This window comes from Streptomyces sp. UC4497, from assembly GCF_054871485.1.
The window spans coordinates 1-16543 of sequence record NZ_JBTYHB010000004.1; the positions used below are offsets into that span (position 1 = coordinate 1).

The window sequence follows — 16543 nt, forward strand, 5'->3', positions numbered from 1 at the left end:
CGAGCGCGATGCCGAGGTAGTCGATGATCGGCTTCGCCGCCGACTTCACCACGGGGATCGTCCGAGCGGCGGCGATGACGACGATGATCGCGATCGGTACGTTGACGTAGAACGCCCAACGCCACGTCAGGTGGTCCGTGAACAGCCCGCCGAGCAGCGGCCCGATGACGGTCGACACACCGAAGACGGCGCCGATCGCGCCCTGGTACTTGCCGCGCTCGCGCAGCGGGATGACATCCGCGATGAGCGCCATCGCCGTCACCATCAGACCGCCGGCGCCGATGCCCTGCAGCGCGCGCCAGGCGATGAGCAGCGACATGTTCGTGGCGAGGCCGCACAGGAACGAGCCGGTGATGAAGATGATCGCCGAGAGCTGGAAGACGATCTTGCGCCCGAACATGTCGCCGAACTTGCCGACGAGGACGGTGGCGACGGTCTCCGCGAGCAGATAGGCCGTGACGACCCACGACATGTGCGCCGCGCCGCCCAGATCCGACACGATCGTCGGGAGCGCCGTGCCGACGATCGTCTGGTCCAGGGCGGCCAGGAGCATGCCGAGCATGATCGTCCCGAAGACGACATTGCGACGGCGCTTGTCGAGGACCGGAGGCGCGGCCTCTGCGGCCGGGGGCGGAGCTGCGGCTTCTTCGGTGGTCGTCACCCTCGCAGCGTCACATCGGGGCCGGGGCCGCGCATGTGGGTGGGGGCCGGACCGGTGACATGCGCTTGCCGCGTCGGGTGGGGTGTGTGGGGGTCTGGCGACCGGGTCGTGTGGCACGGGGGACGTGCGTGTCCGGCGTGCGTGTCGGACGGGGGATGTGCGCACCTGGCGCCCACGTCGGACAGGGGACGCGCGCGCCCGGTGCCCGTGTCGGACGAGGGATGTGCGCGTCGCCCGGCGCTCGCGTCGGACAGGGGACGCGCGCGCCCGGCCCCCGTGTCGGACAAGGGGTGTGCGCACCGCCCGGTGCCCGTGACGGACAATGGGTGTGCGCACCGCCCGGTGCCCGTGACGGACGAGGGATGTGCGCACCGTCCGGCGCCCGCGTCAGGTCAGACGCGGCGCGACGGCGGCGGCATCCACGGCTTCGGCGCTCCGCTCCACCTCACCGGCCAGCTCCCGCGCCCACCGCACCAGCCCCGCCGTGTCGAGCCCGGACGGCGCGACGCCCTGCCCCTGGCCCTGCCACTCCACGAGCCCGTCCGCTCCGCGCCGCAGCAGCCGGGCGCCTCCGGTTGCGTTGCCGCGCGCCGCGTGCGTCAGGCCGACGGCGGTCTGCGCGAGGGCCCGCCACAGCCCGCGCTCACTCTCGGGCCCCGACTTCCACGCGTCCTCGAAGACCTCGTGCGCATGGAAGGGCCGCCCAGAATCGAGCAGCGCCTGTGCCTCCGCGACACTCTGCGCGGCCGTCCGTACAACGCCCTCAGGCTGCCGGTCGACGCCGGCCGCGCCATGGGGGAGCGGCCGCCCGAGCCCATCACGGGGCCGGGCATTACGAGCCCGCCCCTCCTCGTCCCGATCCCTGTCACCCTCGCGTGAAGTGCTCATACGCCGATTCTCGCTCAGCCGCCCACGCCCCGCGGATCCGGTTTCAAACCACCCCTGAGCTTGGGGTATTGTTCTTCTTGTCGCCGCCGGAAGGGCCGGAGAACACCGGGCCGGACAGCAGTGGACATCGGGACGTGGCGCAGCTTGGTAGCGCACTTGACTGGGGGTCAAGGGGTCGCAGGTTCAAATCCTGTCGTCCCGACAGTTCGATTGATCGAACGTCGCAGGTGAGAGGCCGTTGTAGAAACGGCCTCTTTTCTGTTTTCCGGGCGCTCCGGGTCGGGAGACGGAGAGGCACTGCCACGGTCCCTGTCCAGGCCGTGTGCCTCAGTCGCCGCGCTGTTGGACCGGGCGATCGGCGGGTGCTCGTCCAGGTCCTGGCCGGCCCGGTGTTCACCCGGGCCGCCGCCGGCACCGTCCGGTCGGACTGAACCGGCGCGGCACACCGCGTGCCCAGCGGCGCCGACATGCGCCTACTCCTCCCCGGGCCGCTCGTCGTCCCGAACGAACAGCGTGCGCAGGAAGTCGTTGAGGGGGCCGATGATGTCCAGGTCCTGTCTCAGTAGCCACTTCGCCTGCAGGCCGCTGAGTAGGGCCTCGATCTGGAGGGCTGCGCTTTCTGGAGTGATGCCGTCGCGGAGTCGGCCTGACCCCGAGTGCTTGTGCAGACCTTCGACGAGTCGGGTCAGTGCCGCCGTCTGGCGGCCGACGAAGTAGGAGTGCGCCGGGTGGCCGGGGCGTGACGCTGCCGCCGCCAACTCGAGCCACAGGCGCATCAGTTCCGGGTCCTGCTGATGTCGGAGGAGGCTCTTGCTGAAGTGGCGTGCAAGGTCGGCGGGTTCCTGGACCTCCGCCGTGGCGTTCGTCCACTCCTGGTGGTCGCGCTGAGCCAGTACGGCGGCCAGTAGCTCGTCCTTGTCGCGGAAGTGATGGAGGATGCCGGCCGCGGTGATGCCCGCACGTGTCGCTATGTCCCGTAGTGAGGCATGCGCGTATCCGCGCTCGGCGAAGCTCTCCCGTGCCGCCTGCACGATCTCCGCGCGCCTGGCGGCCGTTTTCGCGTACGGGCCCCGTGACTTCGCCGGACTCACTGTGCCTTCGGCCCTCCTCGTGAATGCTTCCGGTGGCTGGGGGGGTGCGTTCCCCGGCGCCGGTCGCCTCACTGTAGCCTCGGCCGCGCGCCGGATCATAACGCTGTGGTAACGAACATTGATAATGGCCTTCTCGTTCTTGGTGAACGCCAATACCGTCCGGACGAAAGCTAAACGGCTGTCAATGATTCGCGCGTTCCGGAGCGCTGATCGTGCTCAACGCCCGTGCGGCCCATGGGTGAAGACCTCAGAACTTCCCGTCGGCGGACGAAGGAAGCCACTCCATGCGTATTCGACCCCCGCACATTCGCCCGAAGTCGCTGCCCGTGGCCACCATGGCTGTCGCCGGGCTGCTCGCCGCCACGGCGTGCGACAGCGCGACCTCGTCGACCTCCCCGTCGTCGGGTTCGACCCCGACCCTTTCCATGGCGATCCTGGGCACCCCCAACTCGTTCGCTCCCGCCCAACTCACCGAAGGCCAGCAGGAGTACGTCTGGCAATCGCTCTACGACACACTGCTGATCCTCGACAACCAGGGGCGGCTGCAACCTGGCGCGGCCCAGAGCTGGTCGTACTCGGCAGACGGCCGGACGCTGACGCTCAAGCTGCGCAAGGGCATGACGTTCAGCTCGGGTTCCGCCGTCACGGCCTCCGCGGTGAAGGTGACGCTCGACCTGATCAGGACGACGGGGCAGAACCAGACGCAGCTCGACGCGGTGAAGTCCGTGGACGCCCCGGACGAGCGGACCGTCGTGCTGAGGCTCAAACACCCAGACGCTTCCCTGCTCGACGCGCTGTCGGGGGCCGGCGGCGTGGTGGCCGATCCGAAGACCATGAAGACCAAGTCCGCCGCGCTCAACCCCGTCTCCTCGGGCCCCTACACCCTGAACAAGGCCGCGACCGTGAACGGTTCGGTGTACGTCCTCAAGCGGCGCGACGACTACTGGAACAAGCGGTCCTATCCCTTCCGCGATGTGCGGATCAAGGTGATCTCGGATCGCGCGGCCGCGTTCAATGCGCTCAAGGCCGGCGAGGTCAATGTCGGCAGCGTGGAAGCTCAGCAGGTGAGCGCTCTGAAGTCGGCCGGCTTCACGACGAAGAAGATCGAGGCGGCGTCGGTGGCCACCCTCCTGCTGTCCGACCGCAAGGGCACGAGGTCGAAGCCGCTAGGGGACGTACGCGTGCGCAAGGCCATCAACATGGCCTTCGACCGGAAGAAGATGGTCAAGCTCTTCCTGCGTGGCTCCGGCAGGGCGACCGAGCAGCTCTACCACCCCAAGGGCGACGGTCACGATCCTGCGCTCGACACCACCTACCCCCATGACTCCGCCGACGCCAAAGAGCTACTGGCGAAGGCCGGTTACCCGAAGGGCTTCGCGGTGACCATGCCGAGCCTGCCCTTCACCAAACCGTTCGAGCCCACCGTCGCACAGGCGCTCGCGGACATCGGCGTGAAGGTGACCTGGGACCCGGTTCCCGCGCAGCAGAGCATCTCGGCGCTGGCCTCCAAGAAGTATCCGATGGTGCTGGTCATCGACGGCCTCGACTCGTCGGCGGTGCAGACCCGCGACTACTTCGCCCCGAACGGCTACCGCAATGTGTTCGCCAGCACCGCCCCTCGCCTCACCGACCTGCTGCTCAAGGCGAGCCGCGAGCGGGACACCAAGAAGGCGGCCGAGATGTACAAGGAGATCAACGCGTTCACGGTGCGCAACGCCTGGACCGCGCCCATCTTCTTCATCGGCACCCAGTGGATGACCAAGGACGGCATCGTCTTCCGTGGTGACGGGGCGGCGACGCAGAACACGCTGCGGCGGTTCGGTCTCGCCGGGCAAGGCCGGGGTTGAGCCACCCATGGCCGTCTACGTGCTGCGCCGACTGGTCACAGGACTCGTGCTCGCGGTCCTCGTCACCCTGATCACCTTTGTGTTGTTGAGCACCTCGTTCGACGACGTCGCGGGCAGCGTCCTCGGCAGCTCCGCGTCCCCGGCCCGCATCATGCAGCAGAAGGCCCAACTGGGTCTGGACCAGCCGGTTTTCGCCCAGTACGCGGAGTGGCTGTCGCATGCGGTGCGCGGAGACTTCGGCCTCTCGTACTTCACCGGTGAGCCCGTGCGCTCGGCCGTCACGGCCCGCCTTGGTGTCACACTCTCGGTCGTCCTTGCCGCGCTCGTGCTCACCGCCGTCATCGGCGTCGCACTCGGAGTGCTCGCGGCCACCCGGGGCGGCATTGTGGACCGGCTCGCCCAGGGAGCCTCGCTCATCGGACACCTCGTGCCCAACCTGCTCATCGCCATCGGTCTCGTGTCGGTCCTCGCCCTCAAGCTGCACTGGTTCCCGGCCACTGGCTACACGCCGATCGGGCAGGACCCGGCCCGCTGGGCGGCCGCCATCACCATCCCCGTGGTGGCGCTCACCGCCGCCGGGGCCGCCGGGCTCACCGCCCAGGTGCGCGGCGCCATGATCGACGAACTGCGCAAGGACTACGTCCGGACCCTGCGCGCGAGGGGCATCCGGCCCCGCTCGATCGTGCTGCGGCACGCCCTGCGCAACGCCGGGGGGCCGGCACTGACCGTCCTGTCCCTGGAGTTCATCCAGATGTTCGGCGGAGCCCTCGTCATCGAGCAGGTCTTCGCGCTGCCGGGATTCGGCAGTTACGCCTTCAACGCGTCCCTGCAGGGTGACGTCCCGATCATCATGGGCGTCACTCTCTTTGCGGTCGTCCTCGTGGTCTGCGTCAACCTGCTCGTCGACCTGGCCAACGGCTGGCTCAACCCGAAGGCGAGGACCCATTGAGCACGTCATCGACGGAAGAAACGGCGCAACAACCCGCTACGGGCCGCACCTCCCCGCTCCGGCGACTGGTGAAGGATCCGCAGGCGTTCATCAGCGCGAGCATCCTGCTCGTCATCGTCTCCCTCGGCCTGCTCACACCGCTACTGGCGGACCACAACCCCAACGCGGCGTCACTCGAAGCGATCAACGCCCCGCCCGGCACCGACGGGTACCTCCTGGGTGGCGACAAGAGCGGCCGCGACATCTTCGCCCGGCTCCTCAACTCCGTGAACACCAGCGTTGTCTCGGCGCTCATCGGCGCGAGCATCGCGCTCGCCATCGGCATCACCTTCGGGCTCGTCGGCGGCTACTTCGGCCGCAGGCTGCGCGGGGTGACCGAGTGGGTGTTCAGCCTCATCATGACCTTCCCCGGCCTCCTGCTGCTCATCGTGCTGCTGCCGGTGACCAAGGGCGACTACCGCGCCACGATGATGATCTTCGGCGTGCTGCTGTCGCCGGGTATCTACCGCCTCGTCCGCAACCTGGTCCTCGGCGTCAGGAACGAGCTGTACGTGGACGCCGCCCGCGTCTCGGGACTGCCGGACCGGCGCATCCTGCGGCGCCACATCCTGTACGTGGTCCGCGGCCCGGTCGTCATCGCTGCCGCCTTCCTCGCCGGAGCCTCCATCGGGGTGCAGTCGGGGCTCGCGTTCCTCGGCGTCGGGTCCGGGTCGGTGCCCAGCTTCGGCGCGATGATCGCCGACGGCTTCACCAACGTCAACGAGGAACCCCTGCAGGTCCTGTGGCCGAGTCTGATGCTCGGCGTCATCACCACCTGCCTCGTGCTGCTCGGCAACTCCCTGCGGGACGTGCTGGAGGGCGGCCGGCCCGGACCGACCCGGATCGCCGCACCGCGGGCCCGTCCGATCCCCGAAGCGGCGCCGGGAGACGGGCCGGCCGGACTGCTGACCGTGGAGAACCTCACCGTCGCCTACCCGAGCCCGTCGGGGGAGCTCCGGGAGGTCGTCCGTGGGGCCACGCTCGCCCTGGAGGCGGGGGAGACACTGGGACTCGTCGGCGAGTCCGGGTCGGGCAAGACACAGACCGCGTTCTCGATCCTCGGACTGCTGCCCGGCGAAGCGGTCGTCGCGAGCGGCTCGATCCGCCTCGACGGGCGCGAACTCCTCGGCCTGAGCGAACGCCACCTGTGCGAGCTGCGCGGCAAGACCATCGCCTACGTACCACAGGAGCCGATGTCCAACCTCGACCCGTCCGCCACCGTGGGATCGCAACTCGTCGAGGGCATGCGCACCGCCACTCCGATGTCTCGGCGCGCGGCCCGCGGCCGTGCGATCGCGCTCCTTCAACGGGTCGGGATCACGGACGCGGAGCGCGTGTTCGCGGCCTACCCGCACCAGATCTCCGGCGGTATGGCGCAGCGCGTACTCATCGCGGGCGCCGTCGCCGGCCGGCCGCTGCTGCTCATCGCCGACGAACCGACCACCGCCCTGGACGTCACCGTTCAGGCGGAGATCCTTGACCTGCTGCGCGACCTGCGCAAGGAACTGAACATGGCGATGCTGCTCGTGACCCACAACCTCGGTGTGGTCGCCGACAGTTGCGACCGCGTGGCCGTGATGCGGCAGGGCGAGATCGTCGAGACCGGGGAGGTGCTCGACATGTTCCGGGCGCCCCGGCACCCGTACACGCGCACGCTCCTCGACTCGAACCTCGACGAGGAAGCGGTCCGCACCGGCCGCCCGCCGGCCGGCATCAGTGACACGCCTGAAGCTGACGCATCGGTGAAGGAGGCGCGATGACCTCGCCGCTGCTCGACATCCGGGAGCTGCGGGTCACCTATCCCGGCCGTGGCTTCAGGGCTCGCAGCAACGAAGTCCTGCACGGAGTGTCCCTTCGGGCACACCAGGGGGAGACCCTCGGCGTCGTTGGCCAGTCCGGGTCGGGGAAAACCACTCTGGGGCGTGCGGTGCTCGGACTGGTGGCACCGAGCGGTGGACGCATCCACCTCCGCGGCCAGGACATCACCCGCGCCGCCCGCAGGGAGCGACGTGCGCTCGCCCGTGACATCCAAGTCGTCTTCCAGGACCCGTACTCCTCGCTGAATCCCGCGCTGGCCATCGGTGACATCCTCAGCGAGCCACTGCGGGCACAGGGCGTCGAGACACGTCAAGCCCGTTCCCGGATCGCGGAGTTGCTGGATCAGGTCGGGCTGCCCAGGGACGCGGCCCAGCGTCTGCCGCGCGAGTTCAGCGGTGGCCAGCGACAGCGGGTGGCGATCGCCCGCGCCCTCGCCCCCGGACCCTCCCTGATGGTCTGCGACGAACCCGTCTCCGCCCTCGACCCGACGACCCAGGCCCGCGTCCTCGACCTGTTCGTCGACATCCAAGAACGGACCGGCGTCGCCTACCTGTTTATCTCCCACGACCTGGCCGTCATCCGGTACGTCAGCCATCGCGTCGGCGTCATGCGAGATGGCGAGCTCGTGGAGACCGGCCCGACAGGACGGGTCACCTCGAGCCCTCAACACCCTTACACCCAGACATTGTTGCTGGCCGCGCCCGTCGCGGACCCGGTGGAGCAGCGCAAGCGCCGTGAGGAACGTCAACGACTCGCGACCGCCCCGGGGAGCGGGTAGCCGGCGCCGGTGCTCCTGGATCCGCTGTCCAGCGACAGTGAACCCGCGATTCAGCGAAAGGAACCTGCAGACCCATGCTGAAGCCCCGCCCCACCGCCACCCGTGAACTGGTGAACCTCGACGGCCTGTGGAAGTTCGCCCTCGACACCGCCGTGGGGCCGCGGCCCTGGACGCGGCCGCTCGACACCCCCCTGGAAGCCGCGGTGCCCGCGAGCTACAACGACCAGTTCACCGACAGCTCGATCCGCGACCACGTCGGCTGGGTCTGGTACCAGCGCACCGTCCGCGTGCCACGCGGATGGAGCGACCGGCGGACCGTGCTGCGCATCGACGCCGCCACCCACGAGGGAAAGGTGTACGTGGACGACGCGCTCGTCGCCGAACACGTAGGGGGGTACACGCCGTTCGAGGCCGACATCACCGAACACGCGGCCGCGGGGGAGGAGTTTCGCCTCTCCGTCGGTGTCAACAACGAACTGACCAACACCACCCTCCCGCCCGGCACGATCACCGTCACCCCGGACGGCCGCCGCAAGCAGCAGTACCACCACGACTTCTACAACTACGCGGGCCTGGCCCGCTCGGTGTGGCTGTACGGCGTGCCCGACATCCGCATCGACGACATCACCATCGTGACCGGACTCGAAGGCACCACCGGCACGGTCGCGTACGACATCGGGACCAGCGCGCAGGCCGCCGTGCGCGTCCGCGTCCTGGATGCCGCCGGCACCCAAGTGGCCACGTCCGAGGGCGCCTCCGGTTCCTTGCGCATCGCCGACGTGACGCCGTGGCAGCCGGGAGCCGCGTACCTCTACGATCTGACCGCCGAGATCGTGGACGGGGACGGCACGGTCCGCGACACCTACGCACAGCCCTTCGGCGTGCGCACAGTGGAGATCCGCGACACCCAGTTCCTCATCAACGGTGAGCCGTTCTACTTCACCGGCTTCGGGAAGCACGAGGACACACCCGTGCGCGGCAAGGGACACGACGACGCCTACCTCGTGCACGACTTCCAGCTGATGAAGTGGATGGGCGCCAACTCCTTCCGCACCACGCACTATCCGTACGCGGAGGACATCCTCGACTACGCCGATCGGCACGGCTTCGTGGTCATCGACGAGACGGCGGCCGTCGGCCTCAACCTCGCCGTCCAGGGCGGCCTCACCGGCCGCCCGCACCCGCCCACCTACTCGGCCGACACCCTCAACGACGACACCCGCGCCGCCCACGCCCAAGCGCTGCGCGAACTGATCGCCCGCGACAAGAACCACCCCAGCGTGGTCATGTGGTGTCTCGCCAACGAACCCTCCACGCACGAGGACGGCGCCCGCGAGTACTTCGAGCCGCTCGTCGAGCTCACCCGCAAACTGGACCCGACCCGCCCGGCGTCCATCACCTGCTCGCTGCTCACCACGCCCGAGAACGACCGCATCGGAGACCTCTTCGACGTCGTCTGCCTCAACCGCTATTACGGCTGGTACATCGCCACCGGGGACCTGACCACGGCCGAGTCGCTGATGGACACCGAGCTGCAGGCCTGGGTGACCAAGCTGGGTAAGCCGATCCTGATGACCGAATACGGTGCCGACACACTGCCGGGCCTGCACTCGGTGTGGGACCAGCCATGGACGGAGGAGTACCAGCTGGGCTACCTGGCAGCCAACCACCGCGCCTTCGACCGCTGCCCGTCCGTGGTGGGCGAACAGGTCTGGAACTTCGCCGACTTCGCCACCTCACCGGGTATCCACCGGGTCGACGGCAACCGCAAGGGTGTCTTCACCCGCGACCGCCGCCCCAAGGCAGCCGCACACGTTTTGAAGGCCCGGTGGCTGCCCCTGGATGGGCGCCGCAAACCGGGGAGCGGCTCTCGAGGTGCGTCGGACGATGTATGACTCCTGGAGACCGGATGCCCGTCGCACTGTTCGCGCTCGCCCCGACATTCCTGCCCGGCCTGTTCCCACGCCCCGTACTCCAACGGCTTCAGAAGCTGGTGCGGGTGGATCCCCGGTCGGTCACGCGGGATTTCGGGGAGCCGACGCTCGCGGGAATCCTGGCCGAGGCGGAGTACATGATCACGGGATGGGGCTGTCCGGTCATCGACGAGGAGGTCCTGGCCAGGGCGCCCCGGCTGCGGGCCGTGCTGCACACCGCGGGCAGCGTACGGGGGATCGTGACGGACGCCTGCTGGGAGCGCGGTGTGCAGGTGTCGAGCGCCGTGGAGGCCAATGCGCTGCCGGTCGCCGAATACACCCTGGCCGCCGTGCTCTTCGCGGGAAAGAACGCGTTCGGCTTGCGTGAGCAGTACCGGACGACCGGCGTGTATCCACGGTTGACGGAACTCGCCGGCCGAGCCGACCTGGGCAACCACGGCCGCTGCGTCGGGGTGATCGGCGCGTCGAGGGTGGGGCGCCGGCTGCTCGAACTGCTGAAGCCGTTCGACTTCCGAGTCCTGCTGCACGACCCGTACGTCAATGAGGCCGAGGCCGCCGAACTCGGGGCCCGGCGGGTGCCCCTCGACGCCCTGCTGCGAGACAGCGACATCGTCACGGTGCACGCCCCGCACACTCCTGAGACCCACCACATGCTGGACCGGGCACGGCTCGCGCTGATCCGGGACGGCGGCGTACTGATCAACACGGCACGCGGAGGCCTCGTCGACCCGGAGGCACTCACCGCGGAGCTCGTCAGCGGCCGGCTGAACGCCGTGCTGGACGTCACCGAGCCCGAGCCGCTGCCCGCCGAATCGCCCCTGCACCACCTGGCCAACGTTTTCCTCACGCCCCACGTGTCGGGGTCCCTGGGCACCGAGCTGGAGCGGCTCGGCCGGACCGCCGTCGACGAGATCGCCCGGCTGGTGGCGGGGCAACCGCTCGCCCATCCGGTGCTCCGCTCCGACCTGGGCCGGATCGCCTGATCCGGCTTCGGCGAACGCCGACCGGCTCACCCACTACTGGCAAGGAGGCCACATGACCCACGCCGAGCATGACCACGCATGTACCCCGGGACGTTCCGAGCCGGAGCCGGGCACGCCGAGTGTGAGACGGCGCCGCTTCCTGGCCGGAGCCGCGTTCGGCGCCGTGACGGCGGCTTCCGCGTCACTGGCCGCACCCGCCGCGGCCGCCGTGCGGGAGGGAACCGCATCCGGGCCGTCCACGACGAGCGCGGGGAGAACGGCCAGGCTTCCGGAAGAGGTCAGCGACGTGATCGAGGCATGGGCCCGGGCCCCCTTCGTGCACCCTCTGATCGGTGACTGGCGCAGGGCGGGCTACCGGCGCGGCACCACGCGACCGCGAGCGGCCCGCGGGCGCATCACGTCCGCCGCCGACCTCGGCATCCGGCCGGGCGGGTCGCGCGATGTCAGCGGTGCGCTCCAGGCGGCACTGGACGACCTGGGGGCGCGGGGCGGAGGCGTGCTGAGATTCGATGACGGCCGCTACGTCCTGGACAACCCCCTGTTCATCCACGACTCCCACGTCGTGCTGCGGGGAGCGGGCACGGGCAGGACCGTCCTCCACTTCACCCGGCCGCTGGAGCAGAGCATCGGGAGCGGACACGACAAGGGCGGGCAGAGCGTCTGGTCCTGGACCGGCGGACAGGTCTTCTTCATCGCGCGCGAGCGTCTCGCGGCATCGCGCGCCGCGCACTGGACCGACAAGTCCGCCGCCGAAGGGTGGCTGCCCGGCCCGACCCTGGCGACCGTGACCCCCGCGACCCGCGGCAGCGATGTCCTCCTGGTCGACGACACATCGAAGATCACCGCCGGCGACATGGTCCTGCTGGAGGTCGACAACCTCCCGGATCGCCGCCTGCTGAAGGAGATGGTCGGAGACATCGACGGCGCGCAGACCTACGACTGGTCGGGCAAGGCGACCAGGATCTCCGCCCCCACCATGGCCCCCGACTTCACGGCCTTTCGCTGGCCGGTCGTCGTGACAGACGTCCTCTCACCGCGCACGGTGCGGATCGAGCAGCCCCTGCGCCTGACCGTCCACCGCGAGACGCCCGCCCGCCTGAGAGCGCTGGGCCCGACCCTGCACGACAGTGGCGTCGAGGCGCTGACGATCGACAACACATTCCTCCCTCAGACCGTGCACAACAAGAATCCGGGTTCCAACGGCGTCTGCTTCCAGGCCGTGTACGACTGCTGGGCCAACAACATCCGCGTAACCAACGCCGATTGTGCGTTCGCAATGACCGCCGCCAAGTCCTGCTCGCTCTCGGGCATATCCAACAGGGGCCGCGCCAGCCACCACTTCGTCGTCTGTCGCGTGCAGTCCCACGACAACCTCGTGGAGAACTTCAGGATCGAGGACTTTTCCGTACCTGTGACGCAGGGAGCCTACTTCCACGGACTGAACGTCGAGGGCTTCGCCAGCGGCAACGTCTATCGGAGCGGGGTCATGGAGACCGGTACGTTCGATTCACATCGCCAGCTGCCGTTCGAGAACCTCCGCACGGACATCACCATGACGAACTCCGTCGGTTCGCCCGGCGGGGCACTTGACGCGGGTCCCCGCTACGGCGCCCGCAGCGTGCACTGGGGCGTGAAGGTCACGAGCGACCGGCAGGTGTGCATAGAAGTGACCGATGCCGCCCCACGCTCCCTCACGGCCGGCATCACCGGGACGAAGCAGCCGGGGTCCAGTCTGGGCAACGAGTTCGGCGGCGACCTCGAATCGGAGCGGCTGGCCTTCGGTGTCGATCTAGCCGGGGCGAAAGACTTGTTGAACGTCCAGCGCGCGCAGGCGCCGCTGCGCTGAGGCTGTCGGAGAACGCACCTTCATCTTGCGAAGACGAGCGGCGCGGTGCCTGCGAGGTGCGTCCTGCCGGACCGACGACGCAGACCAGGAGGGCCTCACCCGCAGAAGACGTGACGCCCCGTCAGTAGGTGCTGCCGCGCCGAGATCACCTGCCCGCCCAGCCGAGGCAGCGTGGTCACCGTCCACCGGGACCTGGACGGCACCGGCGTCCTCGCGACGGCCGCGGAGGTGGAATTGACGGCGCGGCCGACGCTGGAGCGGCGGGTGACCGTCGACGAGCCAGGGACCAGCTTCGTGATCGTTTGCGCCTCGGTTGGTCACCCTGGCGAAGGGCGACGAGACGTCCCTCCTGACGCTGGGACATCGCCCTGAGTACAGGGAAGTACGTGCCCGGCTCGGAATAGGTGAAGGTACGGCGGACTTTGACGAGCGGAGCGGGCGCGCCGAATGACGCCGAATCGAAGTCGCCCTTCCCCGCGAAGTCCCACTCGGTCGCCACGCCGGAGCCGCCTCCTGGCGGTGTCTCGACTCGGGCCCGAAAGGCGACCGGCTCGCCGGCCCGCACCCCGGGCAGCGTGGTGATCCGCAGCGCTACCGGCTAGGAGTCCACCCGATCGACGCGCGCCTCGACCAACTGGGGCCGCAGTTCGTCAACTTCGACGACGCACACCACTCCGGCAGCAACAGCCCGACCTCAAGACGGATCGACACAACGATCAACGCCTGATTCTGGGAAGGCCGCCTTCCTGATACTCCCTATCGCGTCTCAGCACCCTCCTTGGGCGGAAGGCAGTCGGCGGCGATGGCGACAAGTTCGTTGAGCGCGTGTGCAGTCGTGGGGCGCTCGCGGGCACCGCGGCGCGTAGCCGTGAGGATGCGCCGCGCTGGGGCGGGTTCGCCGTGCAGGCGGATCCGGGCGACAGGCCAGTCACGATCGATGCGGGCGAGGCGTGGCACGAGGTAGATGCCGAGGTGTTGGGCGACGAGGGCGGTTCCGGTGTCCCACTGGTCGGCGTAGTGCGCGATATGCGGAGTGAATCCGGCGGCCATGCAGGCGGCGAGCAACAAATAGTGATAGCTGCTCTCGGGATGCCCAACGATCCAGGACTCAGCGGCAGCGTCCGACAGCGTGACCTGAGTGCGCTTGGTGAACGGGTGGTCGGTGGGCACCACAAGGTCGAGTGGATCCGTCAACAGTGGTTGCTGATCAAATCGAGTGTCTGAGATTGGGGGCGTCTTCGCAGTTGCAGTGATCAGTGCCAGGTCGGCCTCGCCTGCCAGCAGGAGATCGAAGCACTGGTGGGGTTCCGCTTCGATGACCTGGACGGTTAGCCGGGGATAAGTGGCTTGCAAGCTGGCCGCCGCGGGCGGCAGCAAGCGCGTGGCAGCAGTGGAGAATCCACAGAGGGTGAATTGTCCTGTTGGTTCGTCGGTGTGTGCGGCGAGCTCCACGTAGGCGCGTTCGGCTTGCGCCTGCAGTATTTCTGTGTGGCGCAGCAGGGTGTGGGCAGCGGGCGTGAGTCGGACGCCACGCCCTTGCTGATGGAGTAGCTCCACGCCGAGGTCCGTAGCGAGCTGTCGGATTTGGTAAGAAACCGTCGAAGGTGTGTAGTTCAGCGCTTGAGCTGCAGCGATAACGGTGCCGTGGCGGGCCACGAACTGCACAAGGCGCAACCTCGGATCGATCATTCGATGATTTTAGTCAATTCCGCTCGAGATCATTCGATAGACATAGGCATTACCGGTCAACAGCATGGGGGCATGCCTACCCCGCCACAGCTGGCCGATGGACATCGGCCGATGTCCAGCCTGCCTGCCCAGTGCCGTCGTACCGTTGCCCGACGTGAGACCCGTACAGCCGTGTACCTGCTGGTCGTCCTGACAGTGGGGGGATGGATTCCGAGTCCGCTGTATCCGAGTTATCAGCAGGCCATGGGTTTCTCCGATCTGACCTTGACGGTCATCTATGCCACATTTCCGGTGGTCAGCGCGCCCGTGCTGGTGTTGTGCGGTCCGATCTACGATCGGTTCGGGGCACGCCCGCTGCTCAGGCTGAGCGTGATCCTGGCGATGTGCGCCTCGGCGTGTCTCGCGGTGGCCGGCGGAGCGGGGTGGTTGCTGGCAGGCCGAGCGGTGCAGGGGCTCGCATTGGCTGCTGCGACTGTGGCGGGGACCGGGTTGATCGTCCAGCATGCGATACCAGGGCAGCGCAGTCGTGCGTCGTTGGTGGCCAGCCTCGCCTTTGTCGCGGGTACCGCCGCCGGGCCTGTCGGGTCCGGGGTGTTGGCACAGTACAGCTCCGCCCCACTCATCGTGCCGTACGTACTGGTCTTGGCCCTGCTGCTGGTCGGGTGGTGCCAGCTGTTGAGCGTGGCGCCGAGTCGGGCAGACGGAGGTCGGCAGTGGCGGCTGCAGCGCCCGCGTGTACCCCATGGCATTCGCTTCAACTTCCTTACTGCCAGTGCTGTCGGGGTCCTGGCCTGGACCGTGGCCAGCATCTTCTTGGCATTGGTGCCGTCGGTGGTGACCCGCTCGTTGCAGACGGGGAATCTGGCGCTCGTCGGGGGAGTAATCAGCACCGTGATGATCTGTTCGCTCCTTGCGCAGCTCGTCTTCAGGCACTGGTCCGCAAGCAGGGCGCAAATGGTCGGCGTGACGGCCCTGATCGCGGCTCTGCTCGCTCTGGGGGGTCTCGGCGATTCGGATTCCCTGGGCGTTCTTGTGCTACCGGCGCTGTGTGCGGGGGTTGGCCATGGGCTTGGCTACCGTGGCGCCACTGCAAGCGTTGATGCCATCGCCCCGCCGGGCAGCCGCGGAGCGGTCAGTGGGGTGCTCTACATGTGCTGCTATCTCGCCGCGGGGCTGCCAGCAGTAGCCGTTGGACTGATGACCCTGTGGTGCCCGTTCGAAGTGGCGGTGTCCTGGCTGGTCTGGTCTGCTGCCGGTTTCGGAGTACTCACCCTGGCGGCCGCCTTCGCCCAAGCGCGGATCAGCAGGCAATCGAGCGTGGCAGAGCCTGTGGAGGACAGTCGCAGCGGACGCTGGAGCCAGAGGGCGATCGGGCCATGACATCCGTCGGGTTCACTCCATTCGATGCGCAGTCCGTTTTCGATGGCACAAACTCCACCACCCCCGGATCCAGGTGCGGGAACATCCTCTTCAACAGGTCTTCACACAGCTCGATCGTCTCGCGCGGCGTGACGGTGCGTCACCGGCGCGCGGAGGCACATTCGGCGTCACGAAATTCGTGCCAGGACCCCAACTCCAGGTTCATAGCCACCCTTCCACTGCAAGTGGTCCAGAACCGACTTCAACCGACGCCGACATGGGCCGTGGCAGAGGTCACCGGCCGGAGCCCGTCGGCTTGACTCGCGGTAAGCCTGTATCGGCGCGGCAGCCCTGCCCGGTGCCACCGCGAGCGGGATAGCCGACAGTCACTCGTCCCCGGGAATCGAGTACACGGTGTAGGTGGCACGTCCGTATGACACTCGCGAACACCTGCACGGATGCACATGATCGTGCCCCGCTTTGCCCACCACCCGACAACACCCCGAAGAAGTCAGTAACCGCGTCCGACGACCATGGCTTCTGGATCGGCAAGGCTGAGTCATCCACTGGGCCTTGTGCGCGGTGCTGGCGAATGCAGCGAACGGGTAGCCCGGCGCGGCCGGCCCGTCTCGCGGCGCCGGCGAGCGGTGACGCCCCCATC

At 68.5% G+C, this 16543-nt stretch carries 13 protein-coding genes and 1 tRNA gene; 9 read left to right on the forward strand and 5 right to left on the reverse strand.

Annotated features, from left to right (window positions below; genetic code table 11):
* Together ACYSUO_RS07215 and ACYSUO_RS07220 are read right to left on the reverse strand one after the other, a co-directional pair.
* Positions 1-661 (reverse strand): MFS transporter (locus tag ACYSUO_RS07215; RefSeq protein WP_461775179.1); only part of this gene is annotated, 661 nt, incomplete at its 3' end.
* A 387-nt stretch (positions 662-1048) separates the two neighbouring features.
* The gene (locus tag ACYSUO_RS07220; RefSeq protein ID WP_461775180.1) at positions 1049-1549 is read right to left on the reverse strand and encodes a DUF309 domain-containing protein; all 501 of its coding nucleotides are present in this window, start codon (positions 1547-1549) and stop codon (positions 1049-1051) included.
* 128 nt (positions 1550-1677) lie between these two features.
* Between ACYSUO_RS07220 and ACYSUO_RS07225 the strand changes: the two genes are divergently transcribed.
* A tRNA-Pro gene (locus tag ACYSUO_RS07225) sits at positions 1678-1751 on the forward strand.
* 271 nt (positions 1752-2022) lie between these two features.
* Here the strand turns inward: ACYSUO_RS07225 and ACYSUO_RS07230 are convergent.
* A complete protein-coding gene (locus tag ACYSUO_RS07230; protein ID WP_461775181.1) occupies positions 2023-2640 on the reverse strand; it encodes a TetR/AcrR family transcriptional regulator in 618 nt (205 codons plus the stop codon).
* 284 nt (positions 2641-2924) lie between these two features.
* On the opposite strand from ACYSUO_RS07230, the gene ACYSUO_RS07235 reads away from it, so the two are divergent.
* The 7 genes from ACYSUO_RS07235 to ACYSUO_RS07265 all read left to right on the forward strand — a co-directional run bounded on the left by ACYSUO_RS07235 (position 2925) and on the right by ACYSUO_RS07265 (position 12834).
* Positions 2925-4487 carry an ABC transporter substrate-binding protein gene (locus ACYSUO_RS07235; protein WP_461775182.1) on the forward strand — a complete coding sequence of 521 codons (1563 nt, stop codon included), beginning with the start codon at positions 2925-2927 and terminating at the stop codon, positions 4485-4487.
* Between the two features lie 7 nt (positions 4488-4494).
* Complete coding sequence (locus ACYSUO_RS07240; RefSeq protein WP_461775183.1) at positions 4495-5436, forward strand: ABC transporter permease; 942 nt, start codon at positions 4495-4497, stop codon at positions 5434-5436.
* Positions 5437-5504: 68 nt separating this feature from the next.
* Positions 5505-7235 carry an ATP-binding cassette domain-containing protein gene (locus ACYSUO_RS07245; RefSeq protein ID WP_461775184.1) on the forward strand — a complete coding sequence of 577 codons (1731 nt, stop codon included), beginning with the start codon at positions 5505-5507 and terminating at the stop codon, positions 7233-7235.
* Positions 7232-8071, forward strand: a complete 840-nt coding sequence (locus tag ACYSUO_RS07250) for an ATP-binding cassette domain-containing protein (protein ID WP_461775185.1) — start codon at positions 7232-7234, stop codon at positions 8069-8071. Before ACYSUO_RS07245 ends, ACYSUO_RS07250 begins: the two co-directional genes overlap by 4 nt.
* 74 nt (positions 8072-8145) lie before the next feature.
* Positions 8146-9966 carry a beta-glucuronidase gene (gene uidA / locus ACYSUO_RS07255; protein WP_461775186.1) on the forward strand — a complete coding sequence of 607 codons (1821 nt, stop codon included), beginning with the start codon at positions 8146-8148 and terminating at the stop codon, positions 9964-9966.
* Positions 9967-9980: 14 nt separating this feature from the next.
* Complete coding sequence (locus ACYSUO_RS07260) at positions 9981-10988, forward strand: hydroxyacid dehydrogenase (protein WP_461775187.1); 1008 nt, start codon at positions 9981-9983, stop codon at positions 10986-10988.
* A 52-nt stretch (positions 10989-11040) separates the two neighbouring features.
* Positions 11041-12834, forward strand: coding sequence for a hypothetical protein (locus ACYSUO_RS07265; RefSeq protein ID WP_461775188.1), 1794 nt, complete (start codon positions 11041-11043; stop codon positions 12832-12834).
* Between the two features lie 175 nt (positions 12835-13009).
* Here the strand turns inward: ACYSUO_RS07265 and ACYSUO_RS07270 are convergent, their stop codons facing one another.
* Together ACYSUO_RS07270 and ACYSUO_RS07275 are read right to left on the reverse strand one after the other, a co-directional pair.
* Positions 13010-13399, reverse strand: coding sequence for a PKD domain-containing protein (locus tag ACYSUO_RS07270; protein WP_461775189.1), 390 nt, complete (start codon positions 13397-13399; stop codon positions 13010-13012).
* 191 nt (positions 13400-13590) lie between these two features.
* On the reverse strand, positions 13591-14523 hold the full coding sequence (locus tag ACYSUO_RS07275) for a LysR family transcriptional regulator (protein WP_461775190.1): 933 nt from the start codon (positions 14521-14523) through the stop codon (positions 13591-13593).
* 171 nt (positions 14524-14694) lie between these two features.
* On the opposite strand from ACYSUO_RS07275, the gene ACYSUO_RS07280 reads away from it, so the two are divergent.
* Complete coding sequence (locus ACYSUO_RS07280; protein ID WP_461775191.1) at positions 14695-15903, forward strand: MFS transporter; 1209 nt, start codon at positions 14695-14697, stop codon at positions 15901-15903.
* The last annotated feature ends 640 nt before the right edge of the window (positions 15904-16543 follow it).

Bases quoted from the DNA above. Each gene is read 5' to 3' on its own strand.
- ACYSUO_RS07220 (WP_461775180.1), bottom strand. From the start codon at position 1,549: ATGAGCACTTCACGCGAGGGTGACAGGGATCGGGACGAGGAGGGGCGG.
- ACYSUO_RS07235 (WP_461775182.1), top strand. From the start codon at position 2,925: ATGCGTATTCGACCCCCGCACATTCGCCCGAAGTCGCTGCCCGTGGCC.
- ACYSUO_RS07240 (WP_461775183.1), top strand. From the start codon at position 4,495: ATGGCCGTCTACGTGCTGCGCCGACTGGTCACAGGACTCGTGCTCGCG.
- ACYSUO_RS07250 (WP_461775185.1), top strand. From the start codon at position 7,232: ATGACCTCGCCGCTGCTCGACATCCGGGAGCTGCGGGTCACCTATCCC.
- uidA (WP_461775186.1), top strand. From the start codon at position 8,146: ATGCTGAAGCCCCGCCCCACCGCCACCCGTGAACTGGTGAACCTCGAC.
- ACYSUO_RS07260 (WP_461775187.1), top strand. From the start codon at position 9,981: ATGCCCGTCGCACTGTTCGCGCTCGCCCCGACATTCCTGCCCGGCCTG.
- ACYSUO_RS07265 (WP_461775188.1), top strand. From the start codon at position 11,041: ATGACCCACGCCGAGCATGACCACGCATGTACCCCGGGACGTTCCGAG.
- ACYSUO_RS07275 (WP_461775190.1), bottom strand. From the start codon at position 14,523: ATGATCGATCCGAGGTTGCGCCTTGTGCAGTTCGTGGCCCGCCACGGC.